At 58.9% G+C, this 15,337-nt stretch carries 13 protein-coding genes; 9 read left to right on the forward strand and 4 right to left on the reverse strand.

Annotated elements, in window-relative coordinates; all coding sequences use genetic code 11:
• The coding region (locus tag P3C50_RS22190; RefSeq protein WP_275547616.1) for an amidohydrolase family protein at positions 1-800 on the forward strand (800 nt) is incomplete at its 5' end.
• A 1-nt stretch (position 801) separates the two neighbouring features.
• On the forward strand, positions 802-2,430 hold the full coding sequence (locus P3C50_RS22195; protein ID WP_275547617.1) for an MFS transporter: 1,629 nt from the start codon (positions 802-804) through the stop codon (positions 2,428-2,430).
• A gap of 155 nt (positions 2,431-2,585) precedes the next feature.
• Here the strand turns inward: P3C50_RS22195 and radC are convergent, their stop codons facing one another.
• The 3 genes from radC to P3C50_RS22210 form a co-directional block, all read right to left on the reverse strand.
• Positions 2,586-3,092: a RadC family protein gene (gene radC, locus P3C50_RS22200; protein WP_275547618.1), complete on the reverse strand. Its 507-nt coding sequence runs from the start codon at positions 3,090-3,092 to the stop codon at positions 2,586-2,588.
• A gap of 490 nt (positions 3,093-3,582) precedes the next feature.
• On the reverse strand, positions 3,583-3,930 hold the full coding sequence (locus tag P3C50_RS22205) for a LasR-specific antiactivator QslA (RefSeq protein ID WP_275547619.1): 348 nt from the start codon (positions 3,928-3,930) through the stop codon (positions 3,583-3,585).
• On the reverse strand, positions 3,927-4,196 hold the full coding sequence (locus P3C50_RS22210; protein ID WP_017676542.1) for a hypothetical protein: 270 nt from the start codon (positions 4,194-4,196) through the stop codon (positions 3,927-3,929). Before P3C50_RS22210 ends, P3C50_RS22205 begins: the two co-directional genes overlap by 4 nt.
• A gap of 775 nt (positions 4,197-4,971) precedes the next feature.
• On the opposite strand from P3C50_RS22210, the gene P3C50_RS22215 reads away from it, so the two are divergent.
• Positions 4,972-6,021 (forward strand): hypothetical protein, encoded by a 1,050-nt coding sequence (locus P3C50_RS22215; protein WP_017676545.1) that lies wholly within the window; start codon positions 4,972-4,974, stop codon positions 6,019-6,021.
• 2 nt (positions 6,022-6,023) lie between these two features.
• On the opposite strand, the gene P3C50_RS22220 is transcribed toward P3C50_RS22215, so the two are convergent.
• Positions 6,024-6,899 carry a WYL domain-containing protein gene (locus P3C50_RS22220; protein ID WP_275547620.1) on the reverse strand — a complete coding sequence of 292 codons (876 nt, stop codon included), beginning with the start codon at positions 6,897-6,899 and terminating at the stop codon, positions 6,024-6,026.
• Positions 6,900-7,029: 130 nt separating this feature from the next.
• Here P3C50_RS22220 and P3C50_RS22225 point away from each other — a divergent pair, with 130 nt between their 5' ends.
• From P3C50_RS22225 to P3C50_RS22250, 6 genes are all read left to right on the forward strand, one after another.
• Complete coding sequence (locus P3C50_RS22225) at positions 7,030-7,317, forward strand: hypothetical protein (RefSeq protein ID WP_017676546.1); 288 nt, start codon at positions 7,030-7,032, stop codon at positions 7,315-7,317.
• A 65-nt stretch (positions 7,318-7,382) separates the two neighbouring features.
• Positions 7,383-8,030: a peptidase M15 gene (locus tag P3C50_RS22230; RefSeq protein WP_275547621.1), complete on the forward strand. Its 648-nt coding sequence runs from the start codon at positions 7,383-7,385 to the stop codon at positions 8,028-8,030.
• A 392-nt stretch (positions 8,031-8,422) separates the two neighbouring features.
• A complete protein-coding gene (locus P3C50_RS22235; protein ID WP_275547622.1) occupies positions 8,423-10,789 on the forward strand; it encodes an EcoAI/FtnUII family type I restriction enzme subunit R in 2,367 nt (788 codons plus the stop codon).
• A gap of 38 nt (positions 10,790-10,827) precedes the next feature.
• Positions 10,828-12,147, forward strand: coding sequence for an HNH endonuclease (locus P3C50_RS22240; protein ID WP_275547623.1), 1,320 nt, complete (start codon positions 10,828-10,830; stop codon positions 12,145-12,147).
• Positions 12,148-12,149: 2 nt separating this feature from the next.
• Positions 12,150-13,619 carry an HsdM family class I SAM-dependent methyltransferase gene (locus P3C50_RS22245; RefSeq protein WP_275547624.1) on the forward strand — a complete coding sequence of 490 codons (1,470 nt, stop codon included), beginning with the start codon at positions 12,150-12,152 and terminating at the stop codon, positions 13,617-13,619.
• Positions 13,616-15,328 carry a restriction endonuclease subunit S gene (locus P3C50_RS22250; RefSeq protein WP_275547625.1) on the forward strand — a complete coding sequence of 571 codons (1,713 nt, stop codon included), beginning with the start codon at positions 13,616-13,618 and terminating at the stop codon, positions 15,326-15,328. Before P3C50_RS22245 ends, P3C50_RS22250 begins: the two co-directional genes overlap by 4 nt.
• Positions 15,329-15,337 lie beyond the last annotated feature (9 nt).

Genomic DNA, 15,337 nt, shown 5'->3' on the forward strand with positions numbered 1-15,337 from the left:
TCTCGCGCATGCTCGACGTGTTCGAGAAGGTCGACCGCGACATCCCCTTCAATGGCCTGCCCTGGCTGTTCGACCACGCCGAGACCATCAGCCCGCGCAACATCGAGCGGGTGCGTGCCCTCGGCGGTGGCATCGCCATCCAGCACCGCATGGCGTTCCAGGGCGAGTACTTCATCGACCGCTACGGCGCCAAGGCGGCCGAAGCCACGCCGCCGATCCAGCGCATGCTCGCCGAGGGCGTGCCGGTCGGCGCCGGCACCGACGCCACCCGTGTGGCCAGCTACAACCCCTGGACCGCGCTGTGCTGGCTGGTCAGCGGCAAGACCGTCGGCGGCACCACGCTCTACCCGCAGGGCCTGCCACGCGCCACCGCGCTGCAGCTGTTCACCCACGGCAGCGCCTGGTTCTCCAGCGAGCAGGGCAAGAAAGGCCAGATCAAGGTTGGCCAGCTCGCCGACCTGGTGGCACTGAGCGCGGACTTCTTCAGCGTCGAGGAAGAGCAGATCAAGTGGCTGGAATCGGTGCTCACCGTGGTCGGCGGCAAGGTGGTGCACGCCGCCAGCGAGTTCGACAAGCTGGCGCCGCCGACCGTGCCGGTGATGCCGGACTGGTCGCCGGTGGCCCTGGTGCCCGGCCATTGGAGCCCGAATGCCGCGCCGCTGAGCGCGAGCATCCACCAGTGCATCGGCTCCTGCGCCGTGCATCAGCACCAGCATGACCGCGCCCGCCGCAGCAATGTGCCGGTCAGCGATCACCAAGGCTTCTGGGGGGCGTTCGGCTGCTCCTGCTTCGCGTTCTGACATGACCACCGCCAAACCGTCGCCCTGGGGCGCCCTCAACCACCGCACTTTCCGCTGGCTGTGGCTGGCCAGCATCGCCTCCAACATCGGCACCTGGATGCACGAGGTCGGTGCCGGCTGGCTGATGACCAGCCTGTCGGCCAACCCGATGCACGTCGCGCTGGTGCAGGTCGCCGGTTCCGCGCCGATGTTCCTCCTGGCGCTGCCGGCCGGGGCCATGGCCGATATTGTCGACAAGCGCCGCTACCTGCTCGGCGTGCAACTGTGGATGGCGGCCGTGGCCACGACCCTGGCGACGCTGACCCTGCTCGGGCTGACCAGTGTCTGGTTGCTGCTGGGCATGACCCTGGCCATGGGCGTTGGCACCGCGCTGATGATGCCGGCCTGGTCGGCGCTGACGCCGGAGTTGGTAGACAAGCGTGATCTTCCTTCGGCCATCGCCCTGTCCAGCCTCGGCATCAACGTCGCCCGTGCGCTTGGCCCGGCCATCGCCGGGGTGCTGGTTAGCCTCAGTGGCCCGTGGGCGACCTTCGCCCTCAATGGCCTGTCGTCCTTTGCGGTGATGGCGGTGTTGCTGACCTGGAAGCGTGAGCGCGAGGTCGCGACCTTCCCGGCCGAGCGTCTGCTGAGCGCGATGCGCGCCGGCTGGCGCTACAGCCGCGCCTCCAAGCCGCTGCAGGCGGTGCTGGTGCGCGCGGCGGCGTTCTTCGTCGGTGCCAGCGCCGGCATGTCGCTGCTGCCGCTGATCGTGCGCGGCGAGCTGCAGGGCAGCGCCAGCGACTTCGGCCTGATGCTCGGCAGCGTCGGCGTCGGTGCGGTACTCGGCGCCACCCTGTTGCCGCGCATTCGCGAGCGCATCAGCAGCGACCGTCTGGTGCTGCTGGCCAGCCTGCTCTATGCGCTGGTGCTTCTGGCCCTGGCCAGCGTGCGCCACTTCGCTGCCCTGCTGCCGGTGATGCTGCTCAGCGGCGCGGCGTGGATCGCCGTGCTGTCCAGCCTGCAGGTCGCCGCGCAGACGTCGGTGCCGGACTGGGTGCGGGCGCGGGCGCTGTCGGTGTACATCCTGGTGTTCTTCGGCAGCATGGCCGCCGGCGGCGCGCTGTGGGGCTTCGTCGCCAGTCATGCGTCGATTTCGGTCGCCTTGTTCGCCGCTGCGGGCTGCCTGGTACTGGGCTTGCTGCTGAGCGCCAGATTCCCGCTGCCGGTCACCGAAAGCGAAGACCTGGCGCCCTCACTGCACTGGCCGGCGCCGATTCTGGCTGACGAGGCCGATGCCGAGCGCGGCCCGGTGATGGTCACCCTGCACTACGACATCGCCGTCGAGCATGCCGCCGCTTTCCGCCAGGCGATGGGCGAAGTGGCGCGCATGCGCCGGCGCAACGGTGCGTTTTCCTGGGGCTTGGTGCAGAACAGCGAGAACCCGCGGCACTGGCAGGAGTTCTTCTTCGACGAGTCCTGGCTCGAGCACCTGCGCCATCACGGTCGGGTGACGCGCGCCGAGCAACGCATCGAAGTGGCCGCGCGGCAGTTCCAGACCGCCGATGTGGCGATCCGCATCGATCACTTCCTGATGCCGGCCAGGCAGGCGCCAGAGCATTCGGAAATGAATCATGTTGACGGCCAGCCATGACGACATTACTGCAATGAGTCGACAGGTAGGTCATTGCCGCCGGTGTGTTGCGAAGACATTGCATGCTGGGCATGCTGGCATGGTGCTGCGCTATGCATTACACGCTGCGCACGCCTGAAAGGGCGCAGCAAAAAAGGGGGCTCAGCCCCCTTGATTCATAGCAACCCAAGCTCAGCGAAAGATACGGTGCGTTGGCCTGCCACTATGACGTGATCCAACGAACGGACATCGACCAGCGCCAAGGCTTCTTTCAAACGTTTTGTGAGCACCTTGTCAGCCTGGCTTGGCTCTGGGTTTCCGCTTGGATGGTCGTGCGCAAAGATTGCTGCTGCCGCATTCAGGCGCAGCGCTTCCTTGACCACCTCGCGCGGGTACACCGATGCACTGTCGATGGTGCCGCGGAACATCTCGACGTACTGGATCAAGCGATGCTTGGCATCCAGAAACAGTGCTGCAAAAACCTCGTGCTCAAAGCCACCCAGCTTCGCGATCAAGTACTCCTTGACCAGCTCCGAAGACGTGAAGGCTGCGCCTCGCTGGACCTTCTGATCGATCACCTTGCGAGCAGCGTCCAGGATCTGTTCTGCAGTGGCAGGCAGATAGCGACCTTGCTCGTCGCGAATCATCAGAGAAGCGTCAAAGGCGAGAGAAAGCTGCGACATGATCATGCTCCAGTTGCTCGGGCGGAATTGCCCGGAACCGGCCCAGCACGGCGCAGCACAGCAGTCAGGGGGCGATAGCCGGCCCCGCCGCAAGCGCGCGAAGCGCATGCAGCCCTTGACGGCGAGAACGCCGTGATAGAGTGAGAGGAAACAGCAAGACCGTCATTCCACCGATCTCACAGGCGCCACCAGCAAGCGCAGCGCGCAGGCTCTGTCAGCCCAGCGACAGACACAACGACGCGTTGTGGGCGAGCAGTAGAACTGCGGATGTGACCTGCACCAACAACGAGAAAGGAACGAGGCTGGTCGCCACTTTATAACCAGTGCCCCATCAAAACGTTTGGCAGATGGCCGCTACCGAAATATTCTCCGGTCTCTGGGCTAACGAAGTGCAAACAGTCAGTACGCTGCCCCTGCACTCCGTTAGCTCAGAACCTTCCTTCCTGGTCTGTTTTAACAGACCACTTATTGGCATTTGCCATGGCTCAGGTCAGCCCTGACAGCTCGCTCCTGTGGGCGTCAGGGTCTTTCTGTGGCCAAAACAATCACCCGCGGCATAGATCTCGGCCTGCTCACCGTAGCGAAGATGCGAGCACATACGCTGGTGGATACGACTCAGGAAACCCACCTCAAAAGCTCGCCTTTCAATAGCGCAGGGCAGCAGATCGCGCTCCGCGATCATCACTGCCCAGAGCCATCCACTGCGGGCGTTATCGAGCCAGGTCTGCGCCAGCTTCACGCCCTGGTCGAATGCCTCTCTGCAATCGGCAGCCCAGGTGATCTCCATACCTGGATGGCCGTCGTGAGGCGGAAGGTAGGTCATCACACCCTTGCTCATCTGGCACCTCCTCGAGCGTCAGAGAGTGCGCGGCGATAGAGCACGACCATCTCATCGAGAAGAGCCAGCGCTGAATAAGCCGCGATACGCACACGCAGATCTGCCGGCTGCAAACCGTCAGGTTCAGCCAGTTGATCGAGCAGATTACCGAGCATGACGCCACGCAATTCAGCTGCAGCTTCAGAGGGTAGGGGAGAACGTTCGGATTCATGCAGCGGGCTTCGCTGCAGCGGAAAAGGTACAACGCAGGATTCGAACTCAGCCATGGCGCACCTCCGGATCAGAGGTGAACGGCAAGACCTGAAGCCCAAGGCGGAGCTCTCGGGTAAAAAAGGGGTAGCGCATTCCTTATGCTCCTCGGACAGTGAGAGGAACCACCAACACCGTTTCGACTCGGTAATGGTGGCGAACCGTACGGGGGTCGAAATACCGGCGTCCGAGGGAACCGGCCAGGCAAAAGCCTGCCCCGCTCGGCCCGCCATAGAAATGCAGTAGCTGGGTACAAGGTACCTGCTACGCAGCTATGAATGCTGCCGCGCCCTCAGACAAAGCGGGTTTCGACTCCCGGTCGCGGGACTTACCACGACGGGCGCACTCTAGCCCGAGGGTTTCAGGATGGCAACCTGCTGTGGCGTAGTTTCGGATTTCAGCGAGAGTACGTTGAGCAGTGGCACGCCCCGTGGGCATGGCTGTGCACCCTGACATGGGGTATGTGCAGAATGTTTACAGGATAAAAGTTTACATATCGTCTTCTAGGTTGGTGAGGCCTATGGTTATCTCTAAGCAAAATGAAGAGCCTCACTATGATTGCTTTGAATTCGCAGGCTGAGCAACTTGCGCTGATAGTTATTCTGATTCTTATGCTGGTTTTGGCTTGGCTAGCTTATGGCGGCAAGCTGGAGTGATACTTTGTTATGTTAACTTGCGAGCTCACGTCAACAGTTCTTGCTTTTTTAGTGTTGGCCGCTAGGTCTTTGGGCGCATATGTTATCTGCTGGGTACGTTTAACTGCCATGCTGTTTTTGAGAGTTGGAGGGGCTTATGAGTGTTGATACGTATCGTCGTCAGGTTGCCAGCGTTCGTGATGCCTTGGCAAAGCTAGCGAGTCTTAAGGCTAGGGAGTCCCAGAAGGCGGCTGAAGCGGGGAAGAAGTCTCATGCCGCTGGAGTTGCTGCCAGCAAAACGAAGCAGTTATCCACAGCTGCTTCCAAGCTTAAAGAAGCAAGCCGACACGCTGATTTGCAATCTAAGCATTTGGTTGAAGTTGCAAAGTTGGAGAAGAAAATTGCTGCGGAGCAGAAAAAACTAGCGACAGCTGAGCAGCGTTTAGAAAACGAAGAGGCGAAGGTGCTGAAGAAAAGAAATGCGGAGCAGCAAAAGTTGCAGGAGGCACAGACAAGGCAATTCCGAGAGGTTGAATCCAGCTTGAAAACGCATGATTCTCTACATCGGCAGGCTGCAGCACGGATTGATAAGTTGGCTGCGTTGCCCGAAGAGATTAAGGTTGCGTTCTTCGCGACCGATCCAGCGACAGCCTCTGATCGCAGGTTATTGTTGGATGAAGAAGTTCGAGAGATTCACCAAAAAATTCGACTTTCAGATCATCGTGATGCGGTTAAGCTTGAGTCGAGATGGGCTCTGCGTCCTGCAGAAATCCTGCAGTACATGAACGAGCTCAAGCCCACGATTGTGCATTTTAGTGGGCATGGCAGCGATCAGGATGAGCTCGTTCTTCAAGACCGAAACGGCGACGCTAAGCTGGTTTCGATGGCGAGCATTGTCGCCACCTTCGAACTTTACGACTCGGTTCGGTTGGTCTTCTTTAATACGTGCCACTCATTCAACCAGGCGGCAGCATGTACGCAATATGTGGACTCGGCTATTGGCATGAATCAGTCAATTGGTGACGAAGCGGCCCGCGTATTTTCAGCGCAATTTTATTCGGCTATTGGATTTGGCTGTTCAATTCCGGCTGCTTTCAAGCAAGCCAAGACCGCGTTGATGTTAGAAGGTATTTCAGAAGAGTCCACGCCAGAGCTGTACCTTCGTGATGGTGTCGATGAAAGCGATCTTATATTGGTTAAACCTTGAGCTCAGTGATAAAGCCACCCCTGCAACTCATCCAAATTCACCACCACAATCTGCTGCGCTGTCGGCTTTGTGTGCACCTTGGTCGTGTCGATTTGATAGCGCTGCAGCACATACTGCACCAGCGCGCCACGGGTCTCGATTACTAGGCGTCCCTCCTGCATGCCGTAGTCGGTTTCGATGATGGCTCGCTGCTCGGGTTTCAGGCGTGAGTCCGGTTCGATGATGACTTGCACCCGCGTGCTCCACCCCAGATCTTGTTCGCGAGTGTTTTCGGTCTCGTCGTCCATCAACTCCGGCACACCGCGAAAGCGGCTGAGCACGAAGTCGCGGTAATCCCTGTTCTTCTCGCAATACGCCCGCACATGCCAGCGCATACCTGTGTAGATCAGTGTGTGGGGGGCGATCAGGCGCGTTTCACCGTCCGGAGTTGTGAAAGACACGTACTCACATTCCAGCCGCAGCCCTTCGCGGCAGGTGCGCAGAAGCGGGCGCAGCAGCTCCGGACGCACCGTGCGATCCGGCACCAGCAGCACCTCGGTGTGCGCATAGGCCAATGCCAGTCCTTCGATGTGTGGTGCACGGTCATGGTTCTGGTTGAGCAGGTGCAAATAGGCGCTGGCACTGTCATCTATAAACAGCGGTCTGAAGTGGCTGCTCGGCACATACCCCTTCAGATGCTTGTCGTATTCCAGGTTCTTCGGCGCGTAGTCGGTGATGTAGGAATTGATGTCCTTCGATGCTTGCTGCCGGCTGATACCGAAGCTCTGCATCAGGTGCCCGGTGGTTAAACGTCCTTCCCACCACACCACCGCCTCGATCAGGCGATAGCGCAGCGCCAGATCCCAGCGTACGGACTCGATTTCCTGTTTGCGTTTCATGGTCTCTCCATCTGCACGAAAACTTTACCTGTACGGGCAAACACTCTAGATACGTCGTTTAAAGCTACATATCGTGGCGCTGTCATTCAAGCTCGCCGTAACATGGCGGGCCAGCAAGGGAGAGCGAGGCGTGTTTGGACTTGGGGTGTCGTGGCTCGTCGTAGGTGTTTGCTTAGTAATTGTCCAAGGTGCCGGAGCTGCGCTGTACTGGCAGATTCTTAAGCAGCGCGAAGCACGTGCCAACTTGCATGCCTCACAGACCAAGCTGGAGTACCTTCAGATGCGGGTGCATCAGCAAGAGGACGAAATACGTGAGCTGACGGCCGGCCTGCGAGCCGAAAGGGCGCATGTCGAGCAGTTGAAGCGTCAGCTTGAGTTTGCTCAGGGGCAAGCTATGCAGATGCGGCACGACAGCTGATGATTTACAGGTAGCGTTGATTTACCGGAAGCAATGGATATTGAGTCGCAGCGGAGCACATCAGGATGAATAAGCCAGCATCGGTACAGGCCCTAGAAGAGCTGGGGCGCGTCCGGCTATCCAAGCACTTTTTCATGCGGGATTTCCTCTACTCGGAAATCAGCCAGATCGAGGGCATCCCCAACATTCCGGATTATCCGGATCGCGCCATCGAAGCCGGGCGAGGGCTTTGCGAACAGCTGTTGGAGCCACTTCAGGAGCGCTTTGGGCGGATCGTCATTCGCTCGGCTTACAGGGCTCCGGCAGTCAATGCCAAAGGGGCCGAGAACAACAACCAGTACAGCTGTGCCGCCAACGAAAAAAACTACGCGGAGCACATATGGGATTATCCGGACCCTGAAGGGAATCTGGGCGCGACTGCCTGCATCGTGGTGCCGGCATTGCTGTCCTGGTATGAGGAGCGCAAGGACTGGACGCCGCTGGCCTGGTGGATTCACGACAACCTGCCATACGCCAGTCAGTTCTGGTTTCCCAGGCTGGCGGCATTCAACCTGCGTTGGAGTGCAAACCCGAATACGCTACCGAGCATCGGCACTTACGTTACCAACCCACATACGGGGGACAGGAAGGCATTGGTAAAAGACGGGGTGGCCACACTCAGTCTGGATGAGCGCAAGGTGATCGTTCGCCCATGGCTGGAGAGCCTGGCATGAGCCGTGGTTCCAGTAAGTTGAAACATGGCGGATGCGTTGTGCCATCTTGCCGAAACGGAACCTCGCGTGAAGGAACAGCCTGCAGATGTGATCTACAGGAGCATTTCCCGTAAGGGTGCCTGCGCGACAGATTGCATTAGGGGAACTGAGCATTTCAGCTGCTGATGTGAGTCAGCTCGGTGGTTGGCATATTGCTTTTAATCTTTACCCGGTAGTGGCAGATGGATATTGTGACGGGCATCGCACCAGGGCAGGCCGAAGTACCTCAAGGAAGGTCATTTATAACGGTTGCATACGTTTTGAAGTCCTCCGACGTCTATCACTGCCATCTGGTTCGATCACCTGATGCTCATGATTTGAGCATGCGCATTGGTTTCGTTTAAGGCCGGAGCATGGACAAGAAATCGCTTTCCGAGCGTGATATCTGCAGCAAATTCATTTCCCCTGCCATTGGTAATGCTGGCTGGGATTTGCATAAGCAGGTACGTGAGGAAGTCAGCTTCACCAAGGGACGCATTATCGTGCGCGGCAAAATGCACAGCCGTGGCGAGTCACGTCGAGCTGACTACATCCTCTATCACCAGCAGAATCTGCCCATTGCCGTGATTGAGGCGAAGGATAACAAGCACTCGCTCGGCTCCGGCATGCAACAGGCCCTCGGTTATGCCGAGGCGCTCGACGTGCCGTTCGTGTTTTCCAGCAATGGCGATGGCTTCCTCTTCCATGACCGCAGCGGCACCGGCGCGCAGGTCGAAACCGAGCTAGGGCTCGACCAGTTTCCCAGCCCGGACGAGCTCTGGCAGCGGTATTGCCAATGGAAAGGCCTGGATGGCGCCGCTCGGCAAAAGATCGAGGCGCCTTACTACGACGACGGCTCCGGGCGCATGCCGCGCTACTACCAGATGAATGCCATCAACCGCACGGTTGAGGCCGTAGCGCGTGGTCAGGATCGCGTTCTGCTGGTGATGGCCACCGGCACCGGCAAGACCTACACCGCGTTTCAGATCATCTGGCGGCTGTGGAAGTCGAAGCAGAAGAAACGCATCCTCTTCCTTGCTGATCGCAACATTCTGGTCGACCAGACCAAGAACAACGACTTCAAGCCCTTCGGCCAGGCGATGACCAAGATCGCCAAGCGCCAGATCGAGAAGTCCTACGAGATCTACTTGTCGCTGTACCAGGCGGTGACTGGCTCCGAGGAAGAAAAGAACGTCTACAAGCAGTTCTCCCCGGACTTCTTTGATCTGGTGGTGATCGACGAATGCCACCGTGGTAGCGCTGCGGAAGACTCTGCCTGGCGCGAGATCCTCGAATACTTTTCCAGCGCCACTCACGTCGGCCTGACAGCCACGCCCAAGGAAACCAAGGACGTTTCCAGCATCACCTATTTCGGTGAGCCGGTGTACAGCTACACCTTGAAGCAAGGCATCGAGGACGGCTTCCTCGCCCCCTATAAAGTGGTGCGCATCGACTTCGACAAAGACCTGCAAGGTTGGCGCCCGCCCAAGGGCATGCTCGACAAGAACGGCGAGCTGATCGAAGACCGCATCTACGACCTCAAGGATATGGACCGCCATTTGGTCATCGAAGCGCGTACCCAAATGGTGGCGCAGAAGGTCACCGAGTTCCTCAAGGCCACCGACCCGTACCAGAAGACCATCATCTTCTGCGATGACATCAACCACGCCGAGCGCATGCGCCAGGCCCTGGTCAACCTCAATCCTGAGCGCATCGCCGAGAATCGCAAGTACGTCATGCGCATCACCGGCGATGACCAGGAAGGCAAGGCCGAGCTGGACAACTTCATCAACCCGGAAGCGCGCTATCCGGTCATCGCCACCACCAGCAAGCTGATGACCACCGGCGTCGATGCCCAGACCTGCAAGCTCGTGGTGCTCGACCAGCACATCAAGTCGATGACCGAGTTCAAGCAGATCATCGGTCGCGGCACGCGCATCAACGAGGACTACGGCAAGTTCTGGTTCACCATCATGGACTTCAAGAAAGCCACCGAGCTGTTCGCCGATCCTGCATTCGATGGCGAACCCGTGGTGATTTACAGTCCCGAAGGCGATGACTCGCCTGTGCCGCCAGATAGCCCTCTGGCGGACGAGGAAGGCATTGTCGACGGTGGCGATTGGCTGCCCGAAGGCGACGAAACCGATGGCGGCGAAGAGGGCAAAAAGCGCATCAAGTACGTGATCGACAACGTGCCGATCCACGTCATTGCAGAGCGCGTGCAGTACTACGGCCCGGACGGCAAGCTGATCACCGAATCGCTGCGCGACTACACCCGCAGCTGCGTGAAAAAGCAGTTCGCCTCGCTGGATGACTTCCTGCGTCGTTGGACGGATGCCGAGCAGAAGAAGGCTATCATCGACGAGCTCGCCGCCCAAGGTGTGATGTGGGAAGCCCTGGACGAGGAAGTACAGGCCAAGCGCGGCCAGCCGCTCGATCCTTTCGACCTGATCTGCCATATCGCCTTCGACCAGCCGCCGCTGACTCGCAGGGAGCGGGCCGAGCAGGTGAAAAAACGCAACTATTTCGCTAAATACTCAGGCGCCGCCCGCCAGGTGCTGGAGGCCTTGTTGGACAAATACGCCGACACCGGCATCGAGCATATTGAAGACATCAAGATTCTCCAGCTCGATCCATTCAGCCAGATCGGTGCGCCGGTTGAGTTGGTCAGGGCGTTTGGCGGTAAGCCTGGTTATCAGCAGGCGATTCAGGAGTTGGAGAGTGAGCTCTATGCATCCTGATAGGCGGCCGGCTTACCCGTGTGTTTTAAGGACCGAGTATGGAGCTTAAGGACAAGGGGCAGTGGCGTACTTTCTTGGCCTCTGCCATGGACAGCCCACCGACGGTTACGCCTGCCCGAGCTATCAGGCCGGTAAGCACTGACGAATACCGGCAGGCATTGCAGAGTTTGGCGCCCGCAATCACTGAGAAGCAGCGGCGCATGCTCATCGGGCATGCCCAGGCTCCGGGCCACGCAATCACCATGTCCGAGCTCGCTGCTTTGGTGGGGTTCCCGGGTTACAGCGCTGCAAATTTGCAGTACGGCCTTTTGGCCGGAAAGTTGGCTGATGCCCTGGGCGTCCCGCGTCCGAGCTTTCTGGTGTACGTCCTTGCCAGTTTTGATGACGATCCAGGTACGTCTCACAGCCGAGCTCATATGTACCCCGAGCTCGTCGAGGCGCTGCAGCAACTGGGTTGGGCCGAGAGCGAGCCCATGCATCGGAACGAAGGTACGACCACAGATGTGGGCGGTGACTCGCTGACAATTCAGCAACTGATGATGACGCTGGAGCGCCAGGGGTTCTCTCGGCCAGTGCAATCTGGCCTGAAAGTGCTGCGTATGGAACATCCGTTGCTGCCTCAGCCGTTATTCATCAAGCAAAGCACCAGCGCTCAAGCTCGGCCAAAGACACCGTTGGTGTTGCATCCGGATTACGAAAGCCAGCTACCTGAGCTGCTAGCCATCAGCGGTGTTGAGCGCAGCGATGGGCGTTACTACCACAACAGCAACCTGCGGGGCTTTCCCAAGCGCCGCAATGGTGGGGCTACGGATATCGCCTATGGCTTGGATCTTGGCTTTCGGCGTATCGCTGCCCTGGAGCAGTTATTGGCGCATCTCCTGAGTAAGGCGTCAGATACCGCGACTCAGGAGCCCCGCAATTCCAACGAGTCCTTGCCGAATGACTGTGGCTTGCAAGACCAGGCATTAACCGACACTGAGCGTGACGCCCTGATCAAGGCCCGCATCGGTCAGAGTGGTTATCGCGATGATCTGTTGGCCTACTGGGGTGGTTGTGCGGTGACCGATTGCAGCGTACCGGCGCTGCTGCGCGCCTCACATATCAAACCCTGGCGCGCCGCCAGCCCGGCCGAGCGGCTCGATCCGTTCAACGGCCTGCTGCTCACACCCAACCTCGATCTTGCCTTCGACCAGGGCCTGATCAGTTTCGACGACCAGGGGCAGATTCTGATAGGTGAGGATCTCGACCCTGACAGCGCCCGTGCGCTCAACATCACCCCCGAACTTCGCCTGCGCCAGATCGAGCCGCGTCACCGTGCTTACCTGGCCTGGCATCGTGAACACCTGTTTAGGAAGTAAGCATGTCCATCAGCAGTACCATCAAATCCATCCAGGACATCATGCGCAAGGACGTCGGCGTTGACGGCGATGCCCAGCGCATCGGCCAGCTCGTGTGGATGTTGTTCCTCAAAATATTCGATGACCGCGAGCAGGAGTGGGAACTGCTGGATGACGCCTATCGCTCGCCGATTCCGGAAAGCTGCCGCTGGCGCACCTGGGCCGCCGACCCGGAAGGTATCACCGGCGATGAGCTGAAAGCCTTCATTGACAACAACCTGTTCCCGCAGCTGCAAAATCTCCACGAATACAGCACCACTCCAGCCGCCTACGTGGTGCGTGGTGTATTCGAGGATGCCTACAACTACATGAAGTCCGGCCAGCTTATCCGCCAGGTGATCAACAAGATCCAGGAGGGCGTGGATTTCAACAAGGCGCAGGAACGTCACGCCTTCGGCGACATGTACGAGCAGCTGCTGCGTGACCTGCAGAATGCCGGCAACGCCGGCGAGTTCTACACCCCGCGCCCGGTCACCGAGTTCATGGTGCGCATGGTCGACCCCAAGCTGCACGAGAAGATCATGGATCCGGCCTGCGGCACCGGTGGCTTCCTCACCTGCACCATCGAGCACAAGCGCAGCCGCTATGTGAAAACCGCCGAGGACGAGCGAGCTCTGCAGGCCAGCATCTTCGGCGTGGAGAAAAAGCCGCTGCCGCACCTACTGGCCACCACCAATATGATCCTGCATGGCATCGAAGTGCCCAGCCAGATCAAGCACGACAACACCCTTAGCCGTCCTCTTATTAGCTGGGGGCCGGGCGAGCGGGTCGACTGCATCGTCGCCAACCCGCCGTTCGGTGGGATGGAAGAAGATGGCATCGAAACCAATTTTCCCGCCGCCTTCCGTACCCGCGAGACCGCCGACCTGTTCCTGGTGCTGATCATGCACCTGCTCAAGGACGGTGGCCGCGCCGCCGTGGTCCTGCCCGACGGCTTCCTCTTTGGTGAAGGCATCAAGAGCCGCATCAAGGAAAAGCTGCTGACCGAGTGCAACCTGCACACCATCGTTCGCCTGCCCAATGGCGTGTTCAACCCCTACACCGGCATCAAGACCAACCTGCTGTTCTTCACCAAGGGCACGCCGACCAAAGAGGTGTGGTTCTACGAGCACCAGTACCCGGCAGGCGTTAAGAACTACTCCAAGACCAAGCCCATGCGCATCGAGGAGTTCGCGGTAGAGGAGGCCTGGTGGGGCAGCGAGGCCGACGGCTTTGCCGCGCGGGTGGAGAACGAATTCGCCTGGAAGGTCAGCCTGGACGAGCTCAAGGCACGCAACTGGAACCTCGACTGCAAGAACCCGCATGTAGGCGAGCAGGTCAGCCACGACCCGGACGAGCTGCTGCGTAACTACGCGGCTCTGCAAGGCGAGATCGGCGATCTGCGCGACCAGCTTAAAGCGGTGCTGGCCGAAGCCCTGGAGCGCCAAGTATGACGGCGCTGCTCACCGACAATCTGCCGCTACTGGCGGGCGCGCCCAATGGCATCAAGAAGCTGCGTGAGCTGATTCTGGAGCTGGCGGTGCGCGGCAAGCTGGTGCCGCAAGATCCGAATGATGAGCCGGCCAGTGAGCTGCTTAAGCGGATTGCCGAGGAAAAGACCCGACTGGTCTCTGAGGGGAAAGTTAGGAAGCAGAAGCCGCTGGCGGAGTCTGGCAAGGAGGCAGAACCGTTTGAATTGCCAGCTGGTTGGAAGTGGAGTTCATTAGCGCAAGTGGCATTTGTTAACCCCCGAAATGCTGCAGCAGACTCACTTGAAGTCTCGTTTGTGCCTATGACTTTTATTGGCACAGGCTTCGATGCTCAGCATGAGCAAGAGCCTCGCCTCTGGGGTGAGGTGAAACAAGGCTTCACGCATTTTGCCGAAGGCGATATTGGTGTGGCGAAGATCACACCATGCTTTGAAAACAGCAAAGCATGCGTATTTTCTAACCTCTTGAATGGTTTGGGCGCGGGTACGACCGAGCTGCATATTGTTCGCCCTGTCAGCGGAACTCTTGAACCTCGCTATGTGCTGGCCTATCTGAAATCGCCGCAGTTCTTGCTTGTTGGCGAAACCAAGATGACAGGGACAGCAGGCCAGAAACGATTGCCTAAAGACTTTGTTGAGGCAAATCCGTTTCCACTGCCGCCCCTCGCCGAACAACACCGCATCGTCGCCAAGGTCGATGAGTTGATGGCCCTGTGCGACCGACTGGAAGCCCGGCAGGCCGATGCCGACAGCGCTCACGCCCAACTGGTGCAGGCACTGCTGGACCGCCTGACCCAGGCTCGCGATGCCGGAGACTTTGCGCAAAGCTGGCAGCGCCTGGCCGAATACTTCCAGACCCTGTTCACCACCGAATCCAGCATCGACGCCCTCAAGCAAACCCTGCTGCAACTGGCAGTGATGGGCAAACTGGTGGCGCAAGATCCTAGCGATGAGCCAGCCAGTGAGTTGCTTGGACGGATTGCTGAGAGCAGCGAAGAGCTAATTGCAGGTAAGAAGGCAAAAAAAAGCAGTGCTAAAACAGGCTTAGCTGTTAAAGGGGTTGACGGTATTGGGTTACCGGCCACTTGGGTGTGGGCAGCATTCGACGACCTTATAAGCCCAGAATATCCAATCGCATATGGCGTTCTGGTTCCTGGCCCCGATGTAGTCGATGGCATCCCTTTTGTTCGTATTGCCGACTTAGATCTTGTGGCTCCTCCCGCGAAACCCGAGAAATCAATCAGTCCTGAAGTAGATAGCCAGTTTGAGCGAACTCGAATTAGGGGTGGAGAAATTCTCATGGGCGTTGTGGGAAGTGTCGGCAAGCTAGGTATCGCGCCCGATACGTGGGCAGGAGCCAATATAGCTAGAGCTATTTGCCGCATTGTTCCCTGCAACTATGTCTCTAAAAGCTACATTTTATGGCTTCTACAAAGCGATCTAATGCGCAGGCAGTTTTTGGGGGACACGCGAACTCTCGCACAACCTACGTTGAACGTCGGACTGATTCGCAGTGCTTCGACACCTCTACCGCCACTCGCCGAACAACACCGCATCGTCGCCAAAGTTGATCAGGTAATAGCCCTGTGCGACCAACTCAAATCCCGCCTCAACCAGGCCCGTCAGATGCACGAGCAACTGGCCAATGCCCTAGTCGAGCAGGCCGTGGCCTAAGCAACAGGA

Source organism: Pseudomonas sp. Marseille-Q0931, from assembly GCF_940789645.1.
In the GTDB taxonomy this organism is placed as follows: domain Bacteria; phylum Pseudomonadota; class Gammaproteobacteria; order Pseudomonadales; family Pseudomonadaceae; genus Aquipseudomonas.

Bases quoted from the DNA above. Each gene is read 5' to 3' on its own strand.
- P3C50_RS22195 (WP_275547617.1), top strand. From the start codon at position 802: ATGACCACCGCCAAACCGTCGCCCTGGGGCGCCCTCAACCACCGCACT.
- radC (WP_275547618.1), bottom strand. From the start codon at position 3,092: ATGTCGCAGCTTTCTCTCGCCTTTGACGCTTCTCTGATGATTCGCGAC.
- P3C50_RS22205 (WP_275547619.1), bottom strand. From the start codon at position 3,930: ATGAGCAAGGGTGTGATGACCTACCTTCCGCCTCACGACGGCCATCCA.
- P3C50_RS22210 (WP_017676542.1), bottom strand. From the start codon at position 4,196: ATGGCTGAGTTCGAATCCTGCGTTGTACCTTTTCCGCTGCAGCGAAGC.
- P3C50_RS22215 (WP_017676545.1), top strand. From the start codon at position 4,972: ATGAGTGTTGATACGTATCGTCGTCAGGTTGCCAGCGTTCGTGATGCC.
- P3C50_RS22220 (WP_275547620.1), bottom strand. From the start codon at position 6,899: ATGAAACGCAAACAGGAAATCGAGTCCGTACGCTGGGATCTGGCGCTG.
- P3C50_RS22230 (WP_275547621.1), top strand. From the start codon at position 7,383: ATGAATAAGCCAGCATCGGTACAGGCCCTAGAAGAGCTGGGGCGCGTC.
- P3C50_RS22235 (WP_275547622.1), top strand. From the start codon at position 8,423: ATGGACAAGAAATCGCTTTCCGAGCGTGATATCTGCAGCAAATTCATT.
- P3C50_RS22240 (WP_275547623.1), top strand. From the start codon at position 10,828: ATGGAGCTTAAGGACAAGGGGCAGTGGCGTACTTTCTTGGCCTCTGCC.
- P3C50_RS22245 (WP_275547624.1), top strand. From the start codon at position 12,150: ATGTCCATCAGCAGTACCATCAAATCCATCCAGGACATCATGCGCAAG.
- P3C50_RS22250 (WP_275547625.1), top strand. From the start codon at position 13,616: ATGACGGCGCTGCTCACCGACAATCTGCCGCTACTGGCGGGCGCGCCC.